The sequence below is a fragment of the Bartonella rhinolophi genome (assembly GCF_036576165.1).
Taxonomy (GTDB): domain Bacteria; phylum Pseudomonadota; class Alphaproteobacteria; order Rhizobiales; family Rhizobiaceae; genus Bartonella.
Genome location: NZ_JBAFWY010000017.1, coordinates 1 through 2082, shown reverse-complemented (window position 1 = coordinate 2082; position 2082 = coordinate 1). Strand labels below are relative to the sequence as shown.

The following is a 2082-nucleotide window of genomic DNA, read 5'->3' as shown; positions in this document are numbered from 1 at the left end:
GATATAGATAGCTTTTATTTCAATAGTCTTTCTTCTTAATACAAATTATAAAAAACGCGAGACCTTTGTCTCGCGCTATTTCACTTTTTTAAAAAAACTTATAATTATTTAATTTTTTCAGCGTCTAAATTTGTTTTATATATATTCTGACTATTGCCATTTTTTACAGAAGATGGTGATACTTGCACAGCTATTTTTCGTGGTTTAAGCTCAGCTGGCATTTCTCTTTTAAGTTGAATGTGAAGAAGACCATCTCCAAGTTCTGCTCCAATAACCTTCACGTGATCAGCCAAATGAAAACGGCGCTCAAAAGCACGCGAAGCAATGCCTCGGTAAAGAAACTCTCTTTCTTCATCATTATTTTCAGATATTCTCTCACCCTTAATAGTCAGTTGGTTACAATGCATTTCAATATCGATTTCATTTTGTGAAAAACCAGCAACCGCCATAGAAATCCTATAAGAATCTTCAGTCAAACGCTCAATATTATAAGGCGGATAAGAAGAAACATCATCTGGCTGTGTTCTTGAATCAAACCAGTTTAGAAGATGATCAAAACCTACTGTTGAACGATAAAATGGTGAAAAATCTACTTGACGCATAATAATGCCCTCCTTTAGAGCGACTATAATTGACTCACACAGTTTCCGAACGGCAAACCTGCCCATGAACCAGTGGCCCCATCGTGGCAACCACACCATTTATTTAGTAATCACTCTTTTCTATTTCAACTTTTTTGTGTTTTAGTTCGCAAAAACACACAAAAGCACTATAATCATTTTTTAACTCTTTATTATCATGACCTTAATGGAGATTCTCTCTTTACTTCACCTTGCACTAAATTACCTAAATACAATATATAAGGACACCAATTGAAAACACCTCTTCATCCTACAAATTATGGCTCACCTCTTCCCAATATTCGTAATAGTTACCTTAAAATAGCCACTGGTCGTGAAATTCGTTTTGCGACAACACATCCTGAAATGAAAAAAAACAAAGGAACAGTCGTTATTCTTGAAAACCACGCAAATGCTATAGAAGAATATTTTTTAATAATGGATAAAATATCTAAACGCGGTTTTTATACGGCAATATTTGATTGGTTTGATCGAGAAAAATTACAATCTAATACAATAAAACAGAATCGGCATCATAATTTTGATATAAATAATGATATTAATGATTTAAATGAATTTCTTAAAAATGTCGTTTATCTTGATTGCCCACCACCTTACTATATGCTCACTTACGGTATAGGTGGTCTGATAGCACTTAGCGGACTGGATATCATCAATCATCAATTTAATAAGATGCTCTGCGTTTCTCCTCCTTTTGCTCCATTCGGCAATAAAACAAATGGCTTTCAGCATAAATTAACACAACTTCTTTCCGATATAGGTCTTGGATTTTTACCAGCTAGAGGTGGAAAAAAATTAAAACAAAAAAATATGCAATTTGAGTGTAAGAATAACACACATTTATCTTCAGCTCTTTCCATCCCTCCCCCAACATCCCGATGGATGGCATCAGTACTCAATGCAATTGATGTCATGAAAAAAAACATGCTTAGTGGACATTTAAAAATCCCAACATTGTTTATTCTTGCCAATCAAAACAACATTGCAAACAACATTGAGGCGCGGCAACTATGCCAACGTACACATCTAACAGAGAGTATTACAATTACAGGCGCAGAACTCGATACAATTATGCACAAAGAAGATTACAGAAAACAATTTGAAACTGCATTTGATGCCTTTATTCTTAATGACATGTCTATAACGTAACATCTTTTAAAGAATTTATAATTTAATTACATCATAAAAAATTTTAAATTATCTCACTTACAAATAAAAATACACATATAATCATTTTTTTATAGCAACTCTTATGTACATAAATTTTATTTTCGATAAATTTTGTTCATGTTATCGAAAATTTAATAATAAATTATTTTTAAGTTAGAAAAATTTGTTATTTATAATATAATATTACTTAAATATTGTAAAAATTAACATATTAAATTGTCATTAAAAATAAATTACAAATAATATTTGAAACTTATCTAAAATTTAAAAC

General features: G+C 31.3%; 2 protein-coding genes. One reads left to right on the top strand and one right to left on the bottom strand.

Translation table 11 applies throughout. The features are described 5' to 3' along the window. Window positions 1-104 precede the first annotated feature (104 nt). The gene (locus V5N67_RS06810) at window positions 105-602 is read right to left on the bottom strand and encodes an Hsp20 family protein (RefSeq protein WP_332061132.1); all 498 of its coding nucleotides are present in this window, start codon (window positions 600-602) and stop codon (window positions 105-107) included. 270 nt (window positions 603-872) lie between these two features. On the opposite strand from V5N67_RS06810, the gene V5N67_RS06805 reads away from it, so the two are divergent. After that, on the top strand, window positions 873-1790 hold the full coding sequence (locus tag V5N67_RS06805; RefSeq protein WP_332061131.1) for a serine aminopeptidase domain-containing protein: 918 nt from the start codon (window positions 873-875) through the stop codon (window positions 1788-1790). Window positions 1791-2082 lie beyond the last annotated feature (292 nt).

Bases quoted from the DNA above. Each gene is read 5' to 3' on its own strand.
- V5N67_RS06810 (WP_332061132.1), bottom strand. From the start codon at position 602: ATGCGTCAAGTAGATTTTTCACCATTTTATCGTTCAACAGTAGGTTTT.